The organism is Pseudomonas sp. NBRC 111130 (genome assembly GCF_001320485.1).
Lineage (GTDB): Bacteria > Pseudomonadota > Gammaproteobacteria > Pseudomonadales > Pseudomonadaceae > Aquipseudomonas > Aquipseudomonas vlassakiae.
Genome location: NZ_BCBG01000053.1, coordinates 14,109 through 34,773, shown reverse-complemented (window position 1 = coordinate 34,773; position 20,665 = coordinate 14,109). Strand labels below are relative to the sequence as shown.

17 protein-coding genes are annotated in these 20,665 nt (G+C 64.6%); 11 read left to right on the top strand and 6 right to left on the bottom strand.

What is annotated here, in order from left to right:
* The 5 genes from APH33_RS26880 to APH33_RS20175 form a co-directional block, all read right to left on the bottom strand.
* The coding region (locus tag APH33_RS26880; protein WP_082433668.1) for a transposase at window positions 1-342 on the bottom strand (342 nt) is incomplete at its 3' end.
* 166 nt (window positions 343-508) lie between these two features.
* Window positions 509-2,422 carry an arginine decarboxylase gene (speA, locus tag APH33_RS20190; RefSeq protein ID WP_054886855.1) on the bottom strand — a complete coding sequence of 638 codons (1,914 nt, stop codon included), beginning with the start codon at window positions 2,420-2,422 and terminating at the stop codon, window positions 509-511.
* A 151-nt stretch (window positions 2,423-2,573) separates the two neighbouring features.
* Window positions 2,574-2,945, bottom strand: coding sequence for a translation initiation factor Sui1 (locus APH33_RS20185; RefSeq protein ID WP_054886854.1), 372 nt, complete (start codon window positions 2,943-2,945; stop codon window positions 2,574-2,576).
* Window positions 2,946-3,241: 296 nt separating this feature from the next.
* Window positions 3,242-3,778, bottom strand: coding sequence for an NUDIX hydrolase (locus APH33_RS20180; protein WP_054886853.1), 537 nt, complete (start codon window positions 3,776-3,778; stop codon window positions 3,242-3,244).
* 2 nt (window positions 3,779-3,780) lie between these two features.
* Window positions 3,781-4,848: a DUF2333 family protein gene (locus APH33_RS20175; protein ID WP_054886852.1), complete on the bottom strand. Its 1,068-nt coding sequence runs from the start codon at window positions 4,846-4,848 to the stop codon at window positions 3,781-3,783.
* A gap of 246 nt (window positions 4,849-5,094) precedes the next feature.
* On the opposite strand from APH33_RS20175, the gene APH33_RS20170 reads away from it, so the two are divergent.
* The 6 genes from APH33_RS20170 (at window position 5,095) to accC (ending at window position 13,126) form a co-directional block, all read left to right on the top strand.
* Window positions 5,095-6,474: a diguanylate cyclase gene (locus APH33_RS20170; RefSeq protein ID WP_054886851.1), complete on the top strand. Its 1,380-nt coding sequence runs from the start codon at window positions 5,095-5,097 to the stop codon at window positions 6,472-6,474.
* Window positions 6,475-6,579: 105 nt separating this feature from the next.
* Window positions 6,580-8,541: a methyl-accepting chemotaxis protein gene (locus APH33_RS20165; protein WP_054886850.1), complete on the top strand. Its 1,962-nt coding sequence runs from the start codon at window positions 6,580-6,582 to the stop codon at window positions 8,539-8,541.
* Between the two features lie 240 nt (window positions 8,542-8,781).
* On the top strand, window positions 8,782-10,560 hold the full coding sequence (locus APH33_RS20160; protein ID WP_054886849.1) for a protein-disulfide reductase DsbD: 1,779 nt from the start codon (window positions 8,782-8,784) through the stop codon (window positions 10,558-10,560).
* A gap of 179 nt (window positions 10,561-10,739) precedes the next feature.
* The gene (gene aroQ, locus APH33_RS20155) at window positions 10,740-11,192 is read left to right on the top strand and encodes a type II 3-dehydroquinate dehydratase (protein WP_027920816.1); all 453 of its coding nucleotides are present in this window, start codon (window positions 10,740-10,742) and stop codon (window positions 11,190-11,192) included.
* A 99-nt stretch (window positions 11,193-11,291) separates the two neighbouring features.
* The gene (gene accB / locus APH33_RS20150; RefSeq protein ID WP_054886848.1) at window positions 11,292-11,753 is read left to right on the top strand and encodes an acetyl-CoA carboxylase biotin carboxyl carrier protein; all 462 of its coding nucleotides are present in this window, start codon (window positions 11,292-11,294) and stop codon (window positions 11,751-11,753) included.
* A gap of 17 nt (window positions 11,754-11,770) precedes the next feature.
* Complete coding sequence (gene accC / locus APH33_RS20145; protein WP_054886847.1) at window positions 11,771-13,126, top strand: acetyl-CoA carboxylase biotin carboxylase subunit; 1,356 nt, start codon at window positions 11,771-11,773, stop codon at window positions 13,124-13,126.
* 78 nt (window positions 13,127-13,204) lie between these two features.
* On the opposite strand, the gene APH33_RS20140 is transcribed toward accC, so the two are convergent.
* Complete coding sequence (locus APH33_RS20140; RefSeq protein ID WP_054886846.1) at window positions 13,205-15,058, bottom strand: sigma-54-dependent Fis family transcriptional regulator; 1,854 nt, start codon at window positions 15,056-15,058, stop codon at window positions 13,205-13,207.
* Window positions 15,059-15,337: 279 nt separating this feature from the next.
* Between APH33_RS20140 and APH33_RS20135 the strand changes: the two genes are divergently transcribed.
* From APH33_RS20135 to prmA, 5 genes are all read left to right on the top strand, one after another.
* Window positions 15,338-16,393, top strand: coding sequence for an NAD(+)/NADH kinase (locus APH33_RS20135; protein ID WP_054886845.1), 1,056 nt, complete (start codon window positions 15,338-15,340; stop codon window positions 16,391-16,393).
* 22 nt (window positions 16,394-16,415) lie between these two features.
* Entirely contained in the window at window positions 16,416-17,393 is a 978-nt protein-coding gene (locus tag APH33_RS20130; RefSeq protein ID WP_054886856.1) for a thiamine pyrophosphate-dependent dehydrogenase E1 component subunit alpha, read from the top strand.
* 32 nt (window positions 17,394-17,425) lie between these two features.
* Entirely contained in the window at window positions 17,426-18,448 is a 1,023-nt protein-coding gene (locus APH33_RS20125; protein WP_054886844.1) for an alpha-ketoacid dehydrogenase subunit beta, read from the top strand.
* Window positions 18,445-19,551: an acetoin dehydrogenase dihydrolipoyllysine-residue acetyltransferase subunit gene (locus APH33_RS20120; RefSeq protein WP_054886843.1), complete on the top strand. Its 1,107-nt coding sequence runs from the start codon at window positions 18,445-18,447 to the stop codon at window positions 19,549-19,551. The genes APH33_RS20125 and APH33_RS20120 overlap by 4 nt, the downstream gene beginning before the upstream one ends.
* A gap of 220 nt (window positions 19,552-19,771) precedes the next feature.
* Window positions 19,772-20,650 (top strand): 50S ribosomal protein L11 methyltransferase, encoded by an 879-nt coding sequence (gene prmA / locus APH33_RS20115; protein WP_054886842.1) that lies wholly within the window; start codon window positions 19,772-19,774, stop codon window positions 20,648-20,650.
* The last annotated feature ends 15 nt before the right edge of the window (window positions 20,651-20,665 follow it).

The window sequence follows — 20,665 nt, the reverse complement described above, 5'->3', positions numbered from 1 at the left end:
CAAGGCCCGATCGTGAAAACTGGGTTGCCAGATGTGACGACGGTCAGCACCTGCTCGATAGAGCGCACAGCTGCTTCGCGATTTGAATGCACACATCAGATCACTGAGATCGACGTCAGCCAGTTCGATCAACCAGTGCAGGTGGTCTGGCATCAGCACCCATGCCAGAGATCTGCAGGCTTTATCCTCATCACATTTGCGTAATTGCCGGATCACTGTTCTGGCCAAGCGAAAATCACTGAACAGCGGGATACGATCTCGCGTGTTGGTGGTAATCAAATAAAGGTGTTGGGATGCTGACCAGCGGCCTCGCCGCAACAGATTGGAGCTAGGACTTTCCATGTCACTCTCCTTTGAACATTGCATTCAAAGGTAGACGCGGTGGAGCTGAGCCTTCAGAGAGGTTCATTACCGCGTGTGAACTCGGTGAGGGCTTCGCCCTCATTTCGCGACGCAAGGCCGCTCCCACAAAAAAGCCGTACAGCGGTTGCAGGAGCGGCCTTGGCGATCACGACGACAGGTAGGACGAGCGAGTCAGGCCCAGGCGCAGCGCATCGAGGAACTGGGTCCGCTCACGTGCGCTGATCTTGGCGCTGGCCACCTTGTCGCGGTAGTGAGTCATCAACTCCTCCGGCGACAGGTGCACGTAGCGCAGCATGTCTTCGATGGTGTCATGGGTCTCGATACCGGCGTGGTACACGCTGCCATCGGCATTCTGGTAGATGTTCACCGAGTCGGTGTCACCGAACAGGTTATGCATGTCGCCCAGGATTTCCTGGTAGGCGCCAACCAGGAACACACCCAGCAAGTAATCCTCGCCTTCCTTGACTGCGTGCACCGGCATGCTGGTCTCGATGCTCTGCTCGTCTACGTACTGGTTGATCTTGCCGTCGGAGTCGCAGGTCAGGTCCTGCAGTACCGCACGACGCATTGGCTCTTCGTCCAGGCGGTGCAGCGGGATGATCGGCAGTACCTGGCCGATGGCCCAGGTGTCCGGCAGGCTCTGGAACACCGAGAAATTGCAGATGTACTTGTCGGCCAGCTTGTCGTTCAGCTCGTCCAGCACCTGGCGGTGCGAGCGCTGGCGGGCCTTAAGCGAGTTGTGCAGGCGCCGGCACACGGCGAAGTAGCACTGCTCGGCCAGGGCCTTCTCGGCCAGGCTGATCTTGCCGTCGGCATACTGCGCCGCCACATCGCCCATGTAGTGGGTGGCGCGCCAGTAGGTTTCGGTGACCATTTCGATATCGGTCGGGCCAAGCAGGTCGACCAGCCATTGCACGGTCTCTGGCAGGGCTTCCTTGTTGTCGATGGTCGGCACGTCGTCGTTGTGCTTCTCGACGTCAGTCACCTGGATCACCAGCATCGCGTGGTGCGCGGTCAGCGAGCGACCGCTCTCGGAGAAGATGTGCGGGTGCGGCAGGCCCTGCGCGTCGCAGAACTCCTTGAGCATGCCCACCACCACGCCGGCGTAGTCGTCCATGTCGTAGTTGATCGAGCTGGCGTTACGCGAGTGGGTACCGTCGTAATCCACGCCCAGGCCGCCGCCGACATCGATGTGGTCGACCGGCAGGCCCAGCGCCCGCAGTTCGCCGTAGTAGCGGATGGCTTCCTTGAAACCGTGCTGGTAGTCGGCCAGGTTGGCGATCTGCGAACCCATGTGGAAGTGCAGCAGGCGGATGCCCTGGTCCAGGCCCGCATCGCGGAAGCGCTGCACCACCGAGATCAGCTGGGCGGCGGACAAACCGAACTTGGATTTCTCGCCCCCGGTGTCGGCCCACTTGCTCGACGCCAGCGACGACAGGCGCACGCGCAGGCCTACCTGTGGCTTGACCTTGAGATCGGCGGCCTCATCGATCACCAAGGCCACTTCCGACTCTTTCTCGATGACGATGAACACGTTATGGCCGAGCTTCTGGCCCATCAGCGCCAGGCGGATGAATTCGCGGTCCTTGTAGCCGTTGCAGACGATGGTTCCGCCTTTCGGCGCCAATGCCAGCACCGCCAGCAGCTCAGGCTTGGAACCGGCTTCCAGGCCGATCGAGACGTTCTGCGTGGCGATGATGTTTTCCACCACCGCTTCCTGCTGGTTGACCTTGATCGGGTACAGCGCAGTGTACTGGCTCTGGTATTCCAGGCGCGCGATGTTGGCATCGAAGGCACCGGTCAGCTGGCGCACGCGGTCCTGCAGGATGTCGGGGAAGCGCACCAGCAGTGGCAGCGACAGGCCGCTCTGACGCAGCTCGTCGACCTGCTCGAACAAGTCGATCGGCGCGCTGCTGGGGCCGTTGGGGCGCACTTCGACGCGCCCGGCTTCATTGATGGCGAAATAACCAGCGCCCCAATGGCGGATGCCATAAACACTGCGGCTGTCGGCCACGGTCCATTGGCTACCATCGTCTTTGCGTGTGCGTCGTACGGACATTGAAGTCCCCTATAGATAAGTCGAAGACACTGCCCCGCAAGGAGGCGGGCGCAGTGTAAAAGCCGAAAATGACGATTCGTCCGTGCCCTGGGTAGACCCGGATCACGGGAACGAGTTTAGAAAGCGTTGGGCAAAAAATCGCCTGGGCGTATCAGCCGCCGGACTTTTTCGCCTTGAAGCCCTGCTTGATCAGCTCAGCGATCAGCAGCTCGACATGGTCGCCCTGGATCTCGATGACCCCATCCTTCAGCGCACCGCCTGTACCGCAGCGACGCTTGAGGGTGGTGGCCAGCTCCTTGAGCTGGTCGAGCGGCAGCGGCACGCCGGTCACGGTCGTCACGGTCTTGCCGCCACGCCCCTTGCTTTCACGACGCACACGGGCGATGCCGTCACCTTCAGGGATGACGTGCTGCTTGCAGATGCAGGCGTCCACCGGCTGGCCACAATCGGGGCAGTGCCGACCGGCATCGGTGGAGTAAACGAGACCGCCAAGGGCGGCGAAGGAAGAAGCTTTCTTGGCCACTTTTGTTCCTCTGTGCTGAGGACAAAAACTGGTCGTGCCTTAAGGTTGAGGCCGACCGCGAAGCCCCACTCTGGCAGGGGCGGCGCTACTGCTGCAGGAATTGCGGCAGCCCGAAAAGGGCGCGCAGTGTAACGATAAATCAAGCCCTTGCTAAGTACTGGAATGCGCCATTTTGCGAATGTTTTGCGACTATTCGCGGGCACGCCCGCTCCCACAAGGGCTGTGCCGTACTTGAGACCGGCGCTGTACCTGTGGGAGCGGGCGTGCCCGCGAAAGGGCCGGGACAGCCAAAACAACTATCCCAGGCTGGCCTTGTAGCGCTGCAATGCGGCCAGCGAGTCCGGGCAATACGGCTTTTTCAGGCTTTCCTGCTCGGCCTGCTCAAGGCTGATGAATTTCGCCTCGATCACCTCTTCCGACTGCAACCGCAGTGGCGCATCCGACACCGCCGAATACACCGCGCACCACAGGTGGTTGTCCGGCATATCGAAATAGAACCGCTCATGGAAACGCAGCTCGACGCCTTCGATACCCAGCTCCTCGGCCAGCTCACGGGCAGCCGAGTCATCATACGCCTCCCCTGCCGTCACCATGCCGCCGGCCGCCACGTCCCAATACCCCGGGTACAGCGCCTTGCTCAGGGCCCGCCGGTGCACACACAGCTCACCGGCACTGTTGAACAACAGGATGAACGTGCAGCGGCCGATCAGGCCACGCTCGCGCAGCTCGGCCCTGGGCAGCGCGCCAAGCACCTGGTCGGCTTCGTCGACCCAGGTGACCAGTTCACGGTCGGAAGCCGCCCGGTGGGCGGCCTCGTTGGCGCTGATGGCCATGCTCAACCCTGCGACAGCAACTGACGCAGGTCGATGACCGCAGCGTTGGCCCGGGAAATGTAGTTGGCCATGACCAGCGAGTGGTTGGCCCACATGCCGAAGCCGCTGCCATTGAGCACCATCGGGCTCCACAGCGGCTCCTGCGAGGCTTCCAGCTCACGGATGATCTGGCGCACGCTGACGGTGGCGTTCTTCTTCGCCAGCACGTCGGCGAAGTCGACTTCGATGGCTCGCAGCAGGTGCGACAGCGCCCAGGCCTGGCCACGGGCTTCGTAGAAGACGTTGTCGATCTGCAGCCATGGGGTTTCCACCAGTTCTTCATCCACCTGTGGCGCCTGGCCGGCAACGACCGACTCGGTCTTCAGGGTGGTGTTGAGCTTGACCCGTCCAACGCTGGCCGACAGGCGCTGCGACAGCGAACCCAGCCGGGTGGCCACGTCACCCAGCCAGTTGTTCAGGTTGTCGGCACGGGTATAGAAGATCGCGCCCTTGTCGCCAGCGGCCAGACGGGTCTGGTAACGGGTCAGCGACTTGATGCCCTCTTCGAATTCCGACTCGCTCGAAGGCAGGATCCAGCTCTTGTTATCGAAGTTGAAGCGCGGCTCGGCCTTGGCCAGGTCGGCATCTTCGGTGGACTGCGACTGCGAACGGGCAAAATCCTTGCGCAGGGCACGGGACAGGTCACGCACCTGCACCAGCACGCCGTACTCCCAGCTCGGCATGTTGTCCATCCACAGGCCCGGCGGGAAGCGGTCGTTGGAAATGTACCCGCCCGGCTTGTTCAGCAAGGTGCCGGCCACGGTCTTGAGGGTTTCGATGGTGGTGTAGCCGACCACCATCTGCTGGCCGCTGCGCTCAGCAGCGGCCTGGGCATTCTGCTGTACCGGGAACAGCTTCGGCTCCTGGCTCCAGTACCAGCCCAGGCCGATGCAGACCAGCAGGTACAACCCGATGAGGGTTCCCAGGGCTCGGCTCCACAGCCCGCCAAGGTAGCTACGGGCTGCGGCGCCGCGGCCATCCACACGCTCGCGGGGCTCGGCTTTGGCCTCGCGGTTTTTCCAGTCCAGCATGGCTTTGTCCTTAATCAGTCACGACGGTTCAGGGCTTGGACCACAGGCCAGCGCCAGGGTGCCACGGCAAGCCCGCGTCGCAGCACTATAAAGCAGACACTGCCGTACGCATAAGCGACCAATGAGTCAGTAACTGAATATTCGTCCACCAGCCTTTGTTGATGCGGCGCAGGTACGGGGGGAAAAAGTGGTGCTAGCATAGAGCCATCATCGAACCTGCATAGCCCCCTAACAAGTAGCCAGGACATGACCCAAGCCGCGGAGCCGAGCCAGGAGCGCCTATCGCAGGAGCTCGAACAGCTGTTGCAGCGCCTGTCGCGCACGCGCCTGCGCCATGACGACCAGCCCGACCAGCTGGTGCTGCCCGCTGCACGCAAACCGGTCTACCTGCTGCTGCACGACCACGAGCGTGCCGAGCGCCTCGCCCAGCAGCTGGAATTCTTCGGCCTGAGCGCGCAGCCGCAGCCTTGCGCCAGTGCGTTTCTGGCATCGCTGGCCGAACAGCCTCCAGCCGCCATCGTAATGGATGTCGACTTCGCCGGCCCCGGTGCTGGCTTGCCATTGGCCGCGCTGGCGCAACGGGGCCAGGCGCAACCCATACCGTTGCTGTTCTTCAGCCTGCACGAGGCCGATACGCCGACCCGCCTGGCCGCAGTGCGCGCCGGCGGCCAGGCGTTCCTGACCGGTACCCTGGAAGCCTCCAGCCTGCTGGAAAAGCTCGAAGCCATGACCAGCCACGCACAGCAAGACCCCTTGCGCGTGCTGATAGTCGACGACTCCCGCGCCCAGGCCCTGCATACCGAACGGGTACTGGCCAGCGCCGGGATGCTGACCCGCAGCCTGAACGACCCGATCCGCGCCATGGTCGAGCTCGCCGATTTCCAGCCGGACCTGATCATCCTCGATCTCTACATGCCGACGTGCTCGGGCCCTGAACTGGCCAAGGTGATCCGGCACAATGACCGTTACGTGAGCGTGCCGATCATCTACCTGTCCGCCGAGGACGACCTGGACAAGCAGCTCGACGCGATGAGCGAGGGCGGCGACGACTTCCTGACCAAGCCAGTGCGCTCGCGGCATTTGATCACCACCGTGCGCAACCGCGCCGCCCGCGCCCGCCACCTCAAGGCACGCATGGTCCGCGACAGCCTGACCGGGCTGTACAACCACACGCACATCCTGCAATTGCTCGAAGACTGCAGCTACCGCGCCCGCCGCGAGCGGCAACCGCTGAGCTTCGCCATGCTCGACATCGACCATTTCAAGAAAATCAACGACCGCCACGGCCACCCCATGGGCGACCGGGTGATCAAGAGCCTGGCGCTGTTCCTCAAGCAACGCCTGCGCAAGACCGACTTCATCGGCCGCTATGGTGGCGAGGAGTTCGCCATCGTCATGCCCAACACCTCGCTGGAAGCCGCGTACAAGGTGCTGGACGATATTCGCCGGCGCTTTGCCGAGATTCTGTACCCGGCGCAGCCGGAAGATCTGCGATGCACCTTCAGTGCCGGGGTGGTGCAACTGGAGGATGAGCTGGATGCACTGAGCATGGCCAGCACGGCGGACGAGGCGTTGTACCGAGCCAAGCATGCCGGGCGTAACTGCGTGGTCCGGGTCGAACCGTAACCCTCGCAAGCAATAGCTCAAGGCCATCATCGTCATCACCTGGTAACAAATTCGCCATAAATTCAGGCACCTATCTCTCGACTCCCCCGCAGGAAGTTCGCGGCTATGCGCCTGAAGTGGCTGACCAATTTCAACACCCTGTTGCTGGTGACCGTCTGCATCGCCCTGGGTGCGACCCTGTGGTGGTCGCAACGCGCCCTGGAGCGGCCCTATCAGTTGATGGAGCGCTACCTGGGCCTGTCGCAGCAGTTTCAGAACCAGGCTGCGCGCAATATCCAGGCTTACCTGGGCAGTGGCGATGCCTTGCGCCACGCCGCGGCCGTCGAGGCCAACAAGCAGCTCGAAGCGTCATTGACCGACTGGCCGCCAGCACTCGCCAGCAAGCTGCGCCCGAGCCTGGGCACCTTGCAGGCCTTCACCGCCAACGAACTGCTAGCCGCCGGCAAGCTGGCCGGCGACCCGCAGGCGCTGCTGCTGCAGGCCGAGCGCGAACTGGGTGCTAACTTCGAACAGCTGACCGCCTATACCCGCGACAGCGGCAGCAGCGAAGCCAACCGCTACCTTGTGCCATTGCTCGACGCCAGCTTGCATCTGGGCCGGCTGTCGCTGGCCCGGGACAAACTGGTCAGCAGCGGCCGCGCCGAACTGGCCGACGAGGTCGAGCGCGAACTGCAACTGATCCGTAACCAGGCGCAAATCATCGACGGCCTGCCGCTGCTGGGAGTGACCCGAGCCGCCGAATCCAGCGCCGACGACTTCGCTGCCATGATGGGCCTGGAGTCCCAGGCCAATGGGCAACAGGAAGACATGGCGGTCAGCCTCAAGCGCGAGTTGCAAAGCCTGCTCAACCGCTACCCCGCCGAGCTGCAACGCACGCGCGAACAGATCGAGCGCCGCACCGCGCTGGCCGCCAGCACCAACCAGCGGCTGGAAGCCGTGCAACAGGGCATCGCCGGCCTGGAGCCGGAAGTGCGCGGCCAGCACGCGAAGATCGCCAGCGAAGTGCGCAGCATGCAGGCGCTGATGATCGGTCTGATCCTGCTCATCGCCTTGCTCATCGACACCTTGCAACGGCGCCTGGCCCGCACCCTGACCAGCCTGGCGCCAGCCCTGTCGCGCTGGGCCGAAGGCAACTTTGCCGAGCCTGTGGTGCTGGGCAAGACCAACCGCGAGCTGCACGATATAGCGGAATCGCTCAACCGCCTGCGCCACTACCTGGTGGAGCTGGTCGGCACCATTCGCCACAACGCCGAGCAGGTCGCTGGCAGCAGCCACGCCCTGGCCGGCATGAGTGCCGCTTTGCACGACGGCGCCGAGCGCCAGGCCGGCGACACCGGGCAGATTCGCGATGCGCTGGGCGAGCTGGAAGCGACCATCCAGCAAGTGGCCGGCGACGCCAGCTCCGCCGCCGATGCCAGCCGCGATGCCGGGCGTGCGGTGGAACAGGGCCAGGCGGTGATCGGCCAGAGCCTCTCGGGGCTGCGGGCGCTGGTCGACGAGGTGCAGGGCAACGCGCGGATGATCGAGCAGCTGGCCGAGGAATCGGCCACCATCGGCGGGGTGTTGACGGTGATTCGCTCCATCGCCGAGCAGACCAACCTGCTGGCATTGAATGCCGCCATCGAGGCCGCCCGTGCAGGCGAGATGGGCCGTGGCTTCGCAGTGGTGGCCGACGAGGTGCGCTCACTGGCGCAGCGCACCACCGGGGCTACCGGCGAAATCCAGGCGCTGATCGACCGCCTGCAGCAGGCGGCGCGAGAGTCGGTGGCCGGGATGCGCACCCAGCTGGAACATGCCGAGGCCACCGCCAACCAGGCCCAGGCCGCCGATGGCGCGCTGGACGAAATTGTCAGCGCGATCCGCACGATTGCCGATACGGCGGTGCGTATCGCCGATGTCACGGCGCAGCAGAGCGGTGCGGTGAGTGAGATTCGCGATCACAGCGAGCGGATTCACGAGCTGGGTGAAGACAACCTGCAGCGCATTGGCGAGGGACGCGAACAAGGTGAACAGCTGCTGAGCCTGGGCGGGGAGCTGAGCAAGGCAGTGCGTGCCTTCAGGGTCTAGCAGGCACACGCGATCGCTGTAGGAGCGGCCTTGTGTCGCGAAAGGGCCGCAACGCGGCCCCGGCATTATCAGTTGTGCAGCACAAATCCTGGGGGCGCTTCGCACCCCTTTCGCGACACAAGGCCGCTCCTACAGGTACGGTGCATGCTTCGAGGCTGCATGAGGCCTTGGTCGGCTGCGCCCTGCCAATCACCGCCAACTCCGTTATCATGCGGGCACGTTCCACCTCGCGAGTCCGCCATGCGCCGCCTGTTTTTCCTGCTGTTCCTGCTGCTGGCCAGCCCTGCTTTCGCCTCGGGCCTGCTCGACAACCGCCCCAGCGCCACCCTCGGCGCCGCTTCGCTGTCCAACAATGCCGACTTCCTGCCGGTGCACGAAGCCTTCAAGCTCAGCCTGGTGCAGGCTGACGCGCAGACCGTCAAGCTGCGTTTCGTCGCCACCGACGGTTACTACCTGTACCGCCATCGCTTCAACTTCCGCACGGAACCGGCGGACATCGCCCTGGGCGCGCCGAACATTCCCAAGGGCGAAGCCAAGCATGACGAGTTCTTCGGCGACGTCGAGGTCTACCACGGCGTGCTCGACATCGAGATCCCACGCACCGACACCCGCGCCTTCACTTTGCTGGTGGGTTACCAGGGCTGCGCCGACAAGGGCCTGTGTTACCCGCCGGAAACCGCGCGGCTGGACATTGATGGCGACGGCCCTGCTGCTGGCGCGGCGCTGCCGGGAGGCAGCGAACAGGGCTGGAGCTGGAAGTCACTGCTGCTGTTCTTTCTCGCCGGGGTCGGCCTGACCTTCACCCCTTGCGTGCTGCCGATGCTGCCGATCCTTTCTGGCGTGGTCCTGCGGGGCCAGGTCGGTGGCCTGCGCGGCCTTGCGCTGTCGCTGGCCTATGTGCTGCCGATGGCCGCCAGCTTCGCTGTGCTCGGCGCGCTGATGGGCCTGTTCGGCGCCGGCCTGAACCTGCAGGCACGCCTGCAGTCGGCCTGGGTACTGGTGCCTTTCGCATTGTTCTTCGTGGTGTTCGCCCTGGCCATGTTCGGCCTGTTCGAACTCAAGTTGCCCCAAGCCCTGAGCAACCGCCTCAACAACGTCGCCAACCACACACCAGGCGGCTCGCTGCTGGGTGCGGCCGTGCTCGGTGTGCTCTCCAGCCTGCTGGTCTCACCCTGCGTGTCGGCGCCGCTGGCCGGTGCCTTGTTGTACATCAGCGCCAGCGGCGATGCCCTGGGCGGTGCGCTCAAACTGTTCGCCCTGGGCCTGGGCATGGGCGCACCCTTGCTGGTGATTGCCACGGGGGGAGCAGCCTGGTTGCCGAAGAGCGGCCCTTGGCTGAATACCGTGAAGAACGCTATCGGCGTCTTGCTGCTGGGCCTGGCCATCGGTTTGCTCAGCCGCGTGCTGCCGGGGCCGGCGACCTTGTCGCTGGTAGGCTTCCTGGCGGCTGGGGTGGCGCTGTTCCTCGGTGCCCTGGAATTCGTGGTCAAGCCACCACGCCAGCGCCTGGCACAACTGGTGGGCCTGGCGTTGCTGGTGTATGCGTTGGCCTGCTGGTACGGTGCGCTGAGCGGCCAGGGCGACCCGCTGCGCCCATTGCCGTCCCCCGCCGCCACCACGGTCAGCGGTGCAGTGCCCAAGGCCGATGCCTGGCAAACCGTCACCTCCCCGGCCGCCCTGGACGCAGCCCTGGCCGAGGCCAAGGCTGCTGGCCAACCGGTGCTGCTGGACTGGTACGCCGACTGGTGCATCAGTTGCAAGGTGATCGAACACGAAGTGCTCAATGCGCCGCAGGTCCAAGGGCAATTGAGCGCCTTCAAACTGCTGCGCTTCGACATCACCGAAAGCAGCGCAGAGCAGCGCACGCTGCTTGACCGCTATCAACTGTTCGGCCCGCCGGCGCTGCTGTTCTTTGCGGCGAACGGCAGCGAAATGACCAGCGATCGGGTCGTTGGCGAGATAAACGCCGGGGAATTCGCGCAGATTCTGACGCGCATTCGCGGCAAACTCGGTCTATAACTTTCCGCGTGCCGGGCATTTTCTCCAAATGAGTGACCAGATTTAATTATCTGGTCACATACTTCGCGCGAACCTCGGGCAACGTGCTGGCTATTGCCGGGAACTGGACACTTGCTGTCGCTTTGCGGCACACTCGCCGCGCTGTGTCGAATTGCCCTACAAATCCAAGGAAACTGCAGATGGCAACCCTACTGGTGCTTCACGGCCCCAACCTGAACCTGCTCGGGACTCGCGAACCAGGCCACTACGGTGCCGTGACCCTGGCCCAGATCAACCAGGACCTGGAACAGCGTGCCCGTGCCGCTGGCCACCATTTGCAGTATCTGCAGAGCAATGCCGAATACGAACTCATCGAGCGTATTCACGCCGCACGCAACGAGGGTGTGGACTTCATCCTGATCAATCCGGCTGCTTTCACCCACACAAGCGTCGCATTACGTGACGCATTGCTCGCGGTGAGCATCCCATTCATCGAAGTGCACCTGTCCAACGTGCACAAACGCGAACCGTTCCGTCATCACTCCTACTTCTCCGATGTTGCCGTAGGAGTGATCTGCGGCCTGGGCGCCAGCGGTTATCGCCTGGCCCTGGAATCCGCGCTGGAACAACTGGCTGCCAACGCACAGCCCTGATAACGAAAACCCTGGCCTCAGTGGCCGGGGTTGAAGAGAAACGTTCAGATACGTTTTTAAATTTCGCCCCCTGACCGAACCTTTGGGAGTTGATGATTAATGGATATCCGTAAAGTCAAGAAACTGATCGAGCTGCTGGAAGAGTCTGGCATCGACGAGCTGGAGATCAAGGAAGGCGAAGAGTCGGTCCGTATCAGCCGCCACAGCAAGACCCCGGCTGCCCAGCAGTTCTACGCACCTGCTCCAGTGGCCGCCGCGCCTGCCGCTGCTCCGGTTGCCGCTGCTGCACCTGCCGCCGAAGCCGCTGCTGCCGCTCCCGCCCTGAAAGGCACCGTGATCCGTTCGCCGATGGTCGGTACCTTCTACCGCAAGCCTTCGCCGACCTCGCCGAACTTCGCTGAAGTGGGCCAGAGCGTGAAGAAAGGCGACACCCTGTGCATCGTCGAAGCCATGAAGATGATGAACCACATCGAAGCCGATGTTGGCGGTGTCATCGACGCCATCCTGGTGGAAGACGGCCAGCCGGTTGAGTTCGACCAGCCGCTGTTCACCATCGTTTGAATCGCGGAGAGCCAACGATGTCTGGGAAGCTCGAAAAAGTCCTGATCGCCAACCGTGGGGAAATTGCCCTGCGCATCCTGCGTGCCTGCAAAGAGCTGGGCATCAAGACCGTCGCCGTGCACTCCACGGCCGACCGTGAACTGATGCACCTGGGCCTGGCAGACGAGTCGGTCTGCATCGGCCCTGCATCGTCCAAGGATTCCTACCTGCACATCCCGGCGATCATCGCTGCCGCCGAAGTCACCGGCGCCACCGCGATCCACCCGGGTTACGGCTTCCTCGCGGAAAACGCCGATTTCGCCGAGCAGGTGGAAAAATCCGGTTTCGCCTTCATCGGCCCGAAAGCCGACACCATTCGCCTGATGGGCGACAAGGTTTCGGCCAAGGACGCGATGATCAAGTCGGGCGTGCCAACCGTACCGGGCTCCGATGGCCCGCTGCCGGAAGACGAAGAGGTCGCCCTGGCGATCGCCCGTGACGTCGGTTACCCGGTGATCATCAAGGCCGCCGGTGGCGGTGGTGGTCGCGGCATGCGCGTGGTGCACAAGGAAGAGGACCTGATTGCCTCGGCCAAACTCACCCGTACCGAAGCCGGTGCCGCCTTCGGCAACCCGATGGTCTACCTGGAGAAGTTCCTGACCAACCCACGTCACGTGGAAGTTCAGGTTCTGTCCGACGGCCAGGGCAACGCCATCCACCTGGGCGACCGTGACTGCTCGCTGCAGCGCCGCCACCAGAAGGTACTGGAAGAAGCCCCGGCCCCAGGTATCGACGAGAAAGCTCGCCAGGAAGTCTTCAAGCGTTGCGTCGATGCGTGCATCGAGATCGGCTACCGCGGTGCCGGTACCTTCGAATTCCTGTACGAGAACGGCCGTTTCTACTTCATCGAGATGAACACCCGCGTGCAGGTTGAGCACCCGGTGTCGGAAATGGTCACCGGTATCGACATCGTCAAAGAGATGCTGAGCATCGCCGCTGGCAACAAGCTGTCGTACCGCCAGGAAGACGTGGTCATCCGTGGCCACTCGCTGGAGTGCCGGATCAACGCCGAAGACCCGAAGAAGTTCATTCCGAGCCCAGGCAAGGTCAAACACTTCCACGCTCCGGGCGGCAACGGCGTACGCGTCGATTCGCACCTGTACAGCGGCTATTCGGTTCCGCCGAACTACGACTCGCTGATCGGCAAGCTGATCACCTACGGCAAGGACCGTGACGAAGCCATGGCGCGCATGCGCAATGCCCTTGACGAGATCGTCGTCGACGGCATCAAGACCAACATCCCGCTGCACCGCGACCTGGTGCGTGATGAAGGTTTCTGCAAAGGCGGCGTGAACATCCACTACCTCGAGCACAAACTGGCCAACCAGGAGTGATCGCGTTAGCGTGATGCATCAAGAACCCCGGCCCCGTGCCGGGGTTTTTTATTACCCCTCAGAAGGCTTGCACGGTCGCTACCCCTTCATCCGCGGCATCTCGATCCGGTGCTCATGCACCCGTCGATACAAGGTGGCCCGCGATATCCCCAAGGCCCGCGCCGCCTCCGCCGGTATCCAGCGATGCCGTATCAAGGCATCGAGCAGCAACTGCCGAGCCGGGTTCGATACCCCGGCATCAGCCACAGGCACGGCATCGCCCCGCACCTCCTGCGGCAGATTTTCCAGGCAGACCTGCCCGCCCTCGCTGACCGCGCAGGCATAGCGCAACACCTGCCGCAGCTGACGCAGATTCCCCGGCCAGCGGTACACCAGCAGCGCCTGCAACGCATCGTCGTCCAGCACCACTTCAACGCCGCAAGCCTCGGCCTCTTCTGCCAGCAACTGATGAATCAGCCCCAACCGATCCTCCCGCTCGCGCAGCGGCGGCAACTCGAAGCGGGCATTGGCCAAGCGGAAATACAGATCCTCACGAAAACGCCCTTCACTCACCATGGTGGCCAGGTCGCGGTGGGTCGCACAGATCACCTGGATATCCACCCGCTCCCGCCGTGCAGCGCCCAGCGGCGCCACTTCGCCTTCGGCCAGCACGCGCAGCAGTCGGGTCTGCAGGTGCAGTGGCATGTCGCCGATTTCGTCCAGGAACAAGGTGCCGCCATCAGCCTGCTGCAACAGCCCCTGCATGCCTTTGCTCGACGCACCGGTAAACGCCCCGGCGACATAGCCGAACAGCTCGCTCTCGATCAGGCTCTCGGGGATAGCTGCACAGTTCAGCGTGACGAACGGCCCTTCACGACGCTGGCTCTGCTGGTGCAGCTGACGCGCGAAGACTTCCTTGCCGGAACCGGTCTCGCCCTGCACCAGCACGGCCAGGTTGCAGTCCTTGACCCTTGTGGCCAACCGCAAGTGCTGTTCGATGCGCGCATCCTGCGCTTGCTGCAAGGGTTGCGCCCGGCCCCGCCGCTGGGGCGCGCTGACCCGCCCGTACAACCCGCCCCAACCCGGCAGGCGCTGGGCAGAGCCCTCGTTGGCGCGGCGCAGCTGGGCCATGTCGAACAGCTCACCGATGTGTTCAGGCAAACGCCCGTGCCGTGCCAGCAAGCGCTCACGGGCCAAGCTGTTGATCGCCTGCAGGCGGCCATCGGCATCCCAGGCCAGCAAATAGTCGGGCTGGCTCTCCACATAACCCGGCGTACCATGGGCGCGCATCACCCAGTGGCCCTGGGCGCTGTGCATGAAAAAGGCGTTTTCGATCTCGCGCGCGGTCTGCTCCACCAGTTGCAGGATCAAGTGCTGGCTGCGGCGGTCGTCCGGTGATTGCAGGGCCGACACATCCACCACGCCGAGCAGTTCGCCCTGTGGGTCGAATACCGGCGCCGCCGTGCAGGTCAGGCCGATGAAAGCGGCGCGAAAGTGATCGCGCTTGTGCACCGTGACCGGCGCCTTGCTGGTCAGCACCGCCGCCACGCCACAGGTGCCCTCCTCGCCCTCGGACCAGCAGGTGCCCAAGTACAGGCCGGCCTTGCGGCAATCGTTGCGGATGGCCGATTCGACCCGGTAATCGATGGTGCGCCCCAACGCATCGGTCAGCAGCACGCAATAGTCGGCGCCGCACACCCGCGCATGCAGGCGCGCCACCGCATCGCTGGCAATGCGCAGGAACAGTTCGGCGCGTTCGCGGCACTCGTTGAGCAGGGTTTGAGAAAGGATACGCGGCCCCTGCTGGGACCCCGGGTCAAGACGGTACAGCTCCATGGAACGGCGCCAGGAATCGAGGATCAGCGGCGGCACCGGCGCCTGGGGCAGGCGGTCGGCGTTCTTCAGCACCCGGCTGACGCAATCGACATGGGCTCGGGAGTTCGCGGCAAGCATGAGGCCTCCGGTTCCTGTTTGTTCTTGTCGTTGTGCGGCCATTAAGCGCCTGCCGGCATGTCCCGACAAGCGCTGTGTGATTACCGGTGGGCTTGAGACGCTGCGTCTCAGCCTGCCGGCAAACGCCCGACGATGCTGGCACGCAGCGTCTCAGGCAATGGCCACTGCAGTCTGGCCCGATAGCCATTCAAGCGCTCTGCAACGGCCCTTGCAGGGCACGCGAAGAAAGCTGGCACCCGCCTTGCTCAAGCCTAGGCAAACAAGAACACGAGGTGTGCCATGCCGCAGCCCGCCCCGACCATCGGGATCATTGCCAACCCTGCCTCCGGCCGCGACCTGCGTCGCCTGACCAGCAACGCCGGGCTCTACTCCAGCACCGACAAGGCCTCGGTCATCCAGCGCCTGCTCGGCGCCTTCGGTGCCACCGGCGTTGCCGAGGTGCTGCTGCCCACCGACATGACCGGTATTGCCGCCGCCGTGCTCAAGGCCAGCCTCGGCCCCGTGGCACAGGACCAGCACTGGCCGCGCCTGGCACTGCTCGACCTGCCATTGACCCAGACCGTCAGCGACACCCGGCTGGCTACCCGGCAAATGGTCGAGCGCGGCGTGGCGATGATCGCCGTGCTGGGCGGCGACGGCACGCACAAGGCCGTGGCGGCCGAGGCTGGGGACACGCCCCTGCTGACCCTGTCCACCGGCACCAACAACGCCTTCCCCGAGCTGCGCGAAGCCACCAGCGCAGGCCTGGCTGGCGGCTTGCTCGCTGGCGGCCGGGTACCGGCCAGCATCGGCCTGCGCCGCAACAAGCGGCTGCTGGTGAAGGTAGCGCAACAACAATTGTGTGAATGGGCGCTGGTCGAAGTGGCGGTGTCGCCGCAGCGCTTCATCGGCGCCCGCGCGCTGAGCCGTAGCGAAGGCCTCAGCGAAATCTTCGCCTGCTTCGCCGAGCCCCACGCCATCGGCCTGTCGGCGCTTTGCGGCCTGTGGCAACCGGTGGCCCGCCATGAACCCTACGGCGCCTGGGTACGGCTCAACCCCGGTGCCGAACAAGCCCTGCTCGCTCCACTGGCCCCCGGCCTGCTGCAAGGCTGCGGCATCACCGCCAGCGGCACGCTCAGCCCGGGCGTGGCCCATCGCCTGAGCCTCAGCGCCGGCACCCTGGCCCTGGATGGCGAGCGCGAGATCGAGTTCGCCGAACACGACACACCGACCATCACCCTCGACCTGCAAGGCCCATTGACCGTCGACGTCGAGGCCGTGCTGGCACATGCCGCCCGTCATCACCTGCTGGCCGTCCCGCGCGGCCATCGGCTGCACCCTGCAACCCCGTGTTGAGACAACCCTGGAGAACAACAAGATGTCCACTCACCTCAGTTCAGAGCAATTGCTGCATGCCTATGAAGTGATGCGCACCATCCGCGCCTTCGAAGAACGCCTGCACGTGGAGTTCGCCACAGGCGAGATTCCCGGTTTCGTCCACCTGTATGCCGGCGAAGAGGCCTCCGCCGCCGGGGTCATGGCGCACCTGCGCGACAGCGACTGCATCGCTTCGACCCACCGCGGCCATGGCCACTGCATCGCCAAGGGCGTCGACGTGTACGGCATGATGGCCGAGATCTACGGCAAGAAGACCGGCGTGTGTGGCGGCAAGGGCGGTTCGATGCACATCGCCGACCTGGAAAAAGGCATGCTCGGTGCCAACGGCATCGTCGGTGCCGGTGCGCCCCTGGTGGCCGGTGCCGCCCTGGCGGCGAAGATCAAAGGCAATGACAACGTGGCCGTGGCCTTCTTCGGCGACGGTGCCTCCAACGAAGGCGCGGTGTTCGAGGCGATGAACCTGGCTTCGATCATGAACCTGCCATGCATCTTCGTCGCCGAGAACAATGGCTACGCCGAAGCCACCGCCTCGACCTGGTCGGTGGCCTGCGACCACATCGCCGAACGCGCCGCCGGTTTCGGCATGCCAGGCGTGACCATCGACGGCTTCGACTTCTTTGCCGTGCACGAGGCCGCCGGCGCCGCCATCGAGCGCGCCCGTTCCGGGCAAGGCCCGTCGCTGATCGAGGTCAAGCTGAGCCGCTACTACGGGCACTTCGAAGGCGACGCACAGACCTACCGCGCCCCTGACGAGGTGAAGAACCTGCGCGAATCCCGCGACTGCCTGCTGCAGTTCCGCAACAAGACCACCCGTGCCGGCCTGCTGCAGGCAGCGCAACTGGACGCCATCGACGCCCGTGTCGACGACCTGATCGAAGACGCCGTGCGCCGTGCCAAAGCCGATCCCAAGCCGCAGCCCGCCGACCTGCTCAGCGACGTCTACGTCAGCTACCCCTGAGCCCGGACAACAAGAACAACAGGAGAACCACCATGGCTAGAAAAATCAGCTATCAGCAGGCCATCAACGAGGCACTGGCCCAGGAAATGCGCCGCGACAGCAGCGTGTTCATCATTGGCGAAGACGTTGCCGGCGGCGCGGGTGCCCCGGGCGAGGATGACGCCTGGGGTGGCGTGCTCGGCGTCACCAAAGGCCTGTACCACCAGTTCCCGGGGCGCGTGCTCGATGCGCCGCTGTCGGAAATCGGCTACGTCGGTGCCGCCGTCGGTGCCGCCACTCAAGGCCTGCGCCCGGTGTGCGAGCTGATGTTCGTCGACTTTGCCGGCTGCTGCCTGGACCAGATCCTCAACCAGGCCGCCAAGTTCCGCTACATGTTCGGCGGCAAGGCGGTCACGCCGCTGGTGATGCGCACCATGTACGGCGCCGGCCTGCGCGCTGCGGCCCAGCACTCGCAGATGCTTACCTCGCTATGGACCCACATCCCCGGCCTGAAGGTGGTCTGCCCGTCCTCGCCGTATGACGCCAAGGGCCTGCTGATCCAGGCAATCCGCGACAACGACCCGGTGATCTTCTGCGAGCACAAGCTGCTCTACAGCATGCAGGGCGAAGTGCCGGAAGAGGTGTACAGCGTGCCATTCGGCGAGGCCAACTTCCTGCGCGACGGCGACGACGTGACCCTGGTGACCTACGGGCGCATGGTCCATGTGGCCATGGAAGCGGCCAACAACCTCGCCCGCCAGGGCATCGACTGCGAAGTGCTGGACCTGCGCACCACCAGCCCGCTGGATGAGGACAGCATTCTCGAAAGCGTGGAGAAGACCGGCCGCCTGGTGGTGATCGACGAAGCCAACCCGCGCTGCTCGATGGCCACCGATATCAGCGCACTGGTCGCGCAAAAGGCCTTCGCCGCGCTCAAGGGCCCGATCGAGATGGTCACCGCGCCGCACACCCCGGTGCCGTTCTCCGATGCCCTGGAAGACCTGTACATCCCTGACGCAGCGAAGGTCGAAGCGGCCGTGCGCAAGGTCATCGAAGCTGCAAGGAGCGCCGCATGAGCCAGATCCATACCCTGACCATGCCCAAGTGGGGCCTGTCGATGACCGAAGGCCGGGTCGACGCCTGGCTCAAGCAGGAGGGGGATGAAATCAGCAAGGGCGACGAGGTGCTGGATGTCGAGACCGACAAGATCAGCAGCAGCGTCGAGGCGCCGTTCAGCGGCGTGTTGCGCCGCCAGGTGGCCCGGCCCGACGAAACCCTGCCGGTCGGTGCGCTGCTGGCCGTGGTAGTGGAGGGTGAAGCCGAGGAGTCAGAGATCGATGCCGTGGTGCAACGCTTCCAGGCCGAGTTCGTCGCCGAAGGGGGTGCTGACCAGGCCCAGGGGCCGGCACCGCAAAAGGCCGAAGTGGCCGGGCGCCTGCTGCGCTGGTTCGAACTGGGTGAAGGTGGCACGCCGCTGGTGCTGGTGCATGGTTTTGGCGGCGACCTTAACAACTGGCTGTTCAACCACCCGGCATTGGCGGCCGAGCGTCGAGTCATCGCCCTGGACCTGCCGGGGCATGGTGAATCGGCCAAGGCCCTGGCAAAAGGTGATCTGGATGAGTTGAGCGAAACGGTGCTGGCCCTGCTCGATCATCTGGATATCGCCAAGGCCCACCTGGCTGGGCACTCCATGGGCGGCGCGGTTAGTCTGAATATCGCGCGCCTGGCGCCGCAGCGGGTGGCGAGCCTCAGCCTGGTGGCCAGTGCCGGGCTGGGTGAGGCGATCAATGGCCAGTACCTGCAAGGCTTCGTCGCCGCCGCCAACCGTAATGCGCTGAAGCCGCAGATGGTGCAGCTATTCGCAGACCTGGGGCTGGTGACCCGGCAGATGCTGGAGGACATGCTCAAGTTCAAGCGCCTGGAAGGTGTGGATGACGCCTTGCGCCAGCTGGGGGCGGCGCTGGCTGACGGTGACCGCCAGCGGCATGACCTGCGCGGGGTCCTGGGGCAGCATCCGGCGCTGGTGATCTGGGGGGCCGAGGACGCGATCATTCCGGCGGCGCATGCCGACGGAGTCGAGGCCGAGGTGCTTGTGGTGCCCGGGGTCGGGCACATGGTGCAGATGGAGGCGGCGGAACAGGTGAACCAGCGGCTGCTGGAGTTCCTGCGCAAACACTGACCCTCTCGACTGACTGTCCCGGCCTCTTCGCGGGCAAGCCCGCTCCCACAGGATCTCCACAGACCTTGAAAACCCTGGATAACCTGTGGGAGCGGGCTTGCCCGCGAAGAAGGCGACGCGGTCCCCTGCCATACCTCTACAAACCCCCCGCACTCGCGTAAACTGCCAGGCTTCGCGCAGCCTCGGGCTGCCCCTGTCAGATTTACCAAAGGTGCCCGCCATGCCTTGGCTGCAAGTACGCCTGGCCATCAGCCCGGAACAAGCCGAAACCTACGAAGACGCCCTGCTCGAAGTCGGCGCCGTATCGGTCACGTTCATGGACGCCGAAGACCAGCCGATCTTCGAACCCGACCTCAACACCACCCCGCTGTGGTCGCACACCCACCTGCTGGCCCTGTTCGAAGCCGACGCCGAGCCAGAAGCGGTATTCGCCCACCTGCGCTTGCTGACCGGCGCCGAGCTGCCCGAGCACCAGGCCGAGGTGATCGAGGACCAGGACTGGGAACGCAGCTGGATGGACGGCTTCCAGCCAATGCGCTTCGGCCAGCGCCTGTGGATCGTGCCGAGCTGGCACGAGGCCCCGGACCAGGACGCGGTCAACCTGCTGCTCGACCCCGGCCTGGCCTTTGGCACCGGCACCCACCCGACCACCGCGCTGTGCCTGGAATGGCTCGACGGCCAGCAGCTGCAAGGCACTCAAGTACTGGACTTCGGCTGCGGCTCGGGCATCCTCGCCATTGCGGCGCTGCTGCTGGGCGCGCGCGAGGCGGTCGGTACCGACATCGACGTGCAGGCCATCGAAGCCTCGCGTGACAATGCCCAGCGCAACGGCATCGCCGACGAAAAGTTCGCGCTGTACCTGCCCGAGCAGATGCCGGCGATGCAGGCCGACGTGCTGGTCGCCAACATTCTCGCCGGCCCACTGGTGTCGCTGGCACCGCAGCTGTCCGGCCTGGTCCGCCCAGGTGGCCTGCTGGCCCTGTCGGGCATCCTCGCCGAACAGGGTGAGGAAGTGGCTGCCGCCTACGCTGCCGACTTCGATCTGGACCCGATCGTCGTGCGCGACGGCTGGGTGCGCATCAGTGGTCGGCGCCGCTAAGCGGGCCTAGAATAG